The organism is Pantoea sp. R102, from assembly GCF_004916815.1.
Taxonomy (GTDB): domain Bacteria; phylum Pseudomonadota; class Gammaproteobacteria; order Enterobacterales; family Enterobacteriaceae; genus Pantoea; species Pantoea dispersa.
Map to the genome: position 1 here is coordinate 1 of NZ_SDFT01000110.1, position 2,383 is coordinate 2,383.

A 2,383-nucleotide genomic window follows, 5' to 3' on the forward strand; every position below is an offset into this window, starting at 1 on the left:
CCTGGTAAAAACCCGCACTCATCTAAAATTATCCTGGTGCGCATAAATGCGCACCCTACAAAACCTTGTACCGTCCTGTGGTTTTGCCATTTACTACGACCAAACACAATCCCTAACCTGTAGGGTCGCCATTTATGGCGACCTGGTAAAAACCCGCACTCATCTAAAAATAACCCATTCATCGCACTCTGAATATCTGGAATGCAACTTCCAACGTTCCCCTCTTCTAATGGCTTTCCGCAAATAAAAGGAGCACATTCTTTACACACAAGGAGGTCATAATGAAAAATCGCAAATATCCCCGCCTGAAGCATTATAATTATCGTTCGGCAGGCGCCTATTTTTTAACGCTGGTGTGTCATCAGCGTCGCTCCTTATTTGGCGATATACATCATGGCATAATGATAGCCTCGCCTTTAGGGAATATCGTTATCTCCGCCTGGAACGAGGTTCCGCGCCGGACGCGTTTCGCCACGCTTGATACATTTGCGCTGATGCCCAATCACTTCCATGCCATCCTGTGGTTACAGGAACGTAATGAACGATCCATCAATCAAATAATTAATTTGTTTAAAGGCGGCGTCACGCGCCAGGCAGGATATAAAATCTGGCAACGCAGCTTCTACGATCGCGTTATCCGCAATGAAAACGAATTACTGCATATACGAAAATATATTATGGATAATGCAAAACGGTGGGAATCAGATCGATTGTATATTCCAGGTGCGCATTAATGCGCACCCTACAGTGAAACAGTAAATATGTAGCCCGGCGTTATCCCGGGCATAAACAGGACGGCGCGCTAACCCTTGCTGTGCAGCAACTGGCTGGCGGTGTCGCTAATCACCTGCGCCATGCCGCGGTCGCCCTTCGCCATTGACGACATGAAAGCTTTGGCCTGCTTAAGCGTGATATGCGGCGGCAGCGGGGCCACTTCCGGATCGGTTTTCACCTCCAGCACTACCGGTCGGGTGGCGCTGAGCGCCTGCTGCCACGCCGCCGCCAGATCCTCCGGCCGGTCGACATAGATGCCCTGCAAACCGAGGCTGTCGGCAAAGCGCGCATACTGCACGTCCGGCAGCTGCTGCGAAGCTTCAAAGCGCGGATTGCCTTCCATTACCCGCTGTTCCCAGGTGACCTGATTGAGATCCTGATTATTGAACACGCAGACAATCAGGCGCGGATCGGCCCACTGCTGCCAGTATTTCTGAATGGTGATCAGCTCGGCCAGGTTGTTCATCTGCATCGCTCCGTCGCCCACCAGCGCCACCACTGGCTGAGTGGGAAAGGCAAATTTCGCGGCGATGGCAAACGGGACGGCGGCCCCCATGCAAGCCAGCCCACCCGACAGCGTGGCGCGCTGGCCCTGCTTCACCCGATAATCGCGCGCAAACCAGTTGGCGCAGGAGCCCGAGTCCGAGGTGACAATCGCATCTTCCGGCAGCTGCGGAGACATCTCCCACACCACGCGCTGCGGATTGACCGGGTTGGCGGGCGCCATAGCGCGCTGTTCCATCAACGTCCACCAGTCGCGCACCTGCACCGCGATCTCCTCCTGCCAGCGGCGATCCGCTTTATGCGTCAGTAACGGCAGCAGCGCGCGCAGGGTCTCTGCCGCGTCGCCGTGCAGGTTGACCTCGCACGGATAGCGCAGCCCCAGCATCGCCGGATCGATATCGATTTGTACCGCGCGCACTTTACCTTCCGGCGGCAGAAATTCGGTCCACGGAAAACCGCTGCCAATCATCAGTAAAGTGTCGCAATTCTGCATCAGCTCCCACGACGGTTTGGTGCCGAGCAGGCCGATCGAACCGGTGACAAAAGGCGCATCGTCCGGCAGCACGTCTTTGCCCAGCAGCGCTTTGGCCACGCCCGCGCCGAGCACATTGGCAATCTGCACCACTTCAACCGCAGCACCGCGCGCACCGGCGCCAATCAATACCGCAACTTTTTTGCCGGCGTTAAGTACCTCAGCGGCACGGCGCAAATCCTCGTCGTAGGGCACAATCTTCGGCCGCTGATAGCCCGGCCCGGAATGGGTAAATCCGTGCGCATGCTGCGGTGGCTGCCAGTTCTCATCCTGCAGATCTTTCGGCAGGATGATCACCGCGACGCCGTTCTGCGCTTTGGCAATGCGCACGCCGCGATCGACCAGATGCTGGACCTGCGCCGGGGCTGCCGCTTCCTGCACAAAGTTCGCCACATCGGCGAAGATGCGGTCTAAATTCATCTCCTGCTGGTAGCTGGCGCCGCGCGCGGTGGTTTCCGCCTGGCCGGCAATCGCCAGCACCGGAACATGGTTGCGATGGCAGTCAAACAGGCCGTTGATCAGATGCAGGTTGCCAGGGCCACAGGAGCCAGCGCACACCGCCAGCTCACCGCT

At 57.0% G+C, this 2,383-nt stretch carries 2 protein-coding genes; one reads left to right on the forward strand and one right to left on the reverse strand.

The window, feature by feature from the left end:
• Positions 1-281 precede the first annotated feature (281 nt).
• Positions 282-734 carry a transposase gene (locus ERD80_RS12345; protein ID WP_059013045.1) on the forward strand — a complete coding sequence of 151 codons (453 nt, stop codon included), beginning with the start codon at positions 282-284 and terminating at the stop codon, positions 732-734.
• 68 nt (positions 735-802) lie between these two features.
• Here the strand turns inward: ERD80_RS12345 and ERD80_RS12350 are convergent.
• A partial coding sequence (locus tag ERD80_RS12350) for a thiamine pyrophosphate-requiring protein (protein WP_136547094.1) occupies positions 803-2,383 on the reverse strand: 1,581 nt, incomplete at its 5' end.

Coding starts and splice junctions, on each gene's coding strand:
- ERD80_RS12345 (WP_059013045.1), top strand. CDS start 282: ATGAAAAATCGCAAATATCCCCGCCTGAAGCATTATAATTATCGTTCG.